Origin of the sequence: Aliirhizobium wenxiniae, assembly GCF_019511445.1 — a bacterium.
Taxonomy (GTDB): domain Bacteria; phylum Pseudomonadota; class Alphaproteobacteria; order Rhizobiales; family Rhizobiaceae; genus Neorhizobium; species Neorhizobium wenxiniae_A.
In genome coordinates this window covers 1-254 of sequence record NZ_JAEUAN010000136.1, presented here as the reverse complement: position 1 = coordinate 254, position 254 = coordinate 1, and the positions used below count along the sequence as shown (strand labels likewise).

1 pseudogene is annotated in these 254 nt (G+C 62.2%); it reads left to right on the top strand.

Going from position 1 to position 254, the window contains the following annotated elements:
- Window positions 1-254, top strand: a pseudogene (locus tag JNB91_RS30635) (IS21 family transposase); the annotation flags it as partial.

Below are 254 nucleotides of genomic sequence, written 5' to 3'. Positions count from 1 at the left end.
GGAGATCAATCGCAGCTACGGCACCATGGCCGCCTACTACGGCATCGGTGTCCTCCCCGCGCGACCGAAGCGGCCGAAAGACAAGCCAAAAGTCGAGGCCGGCGTACGTTTCGCCCAGAGCTGCATTGGCCGGATGCGCAATCAGACCTTCTTCTCGCTGGAGGAAGCCAATGCCGCCATCCGCGGAGCCGTCGAGCGGATCAACACGCACGTCATGAAGCGGTTGGGCCAAACCCGCCAGGAGATATTCGAGA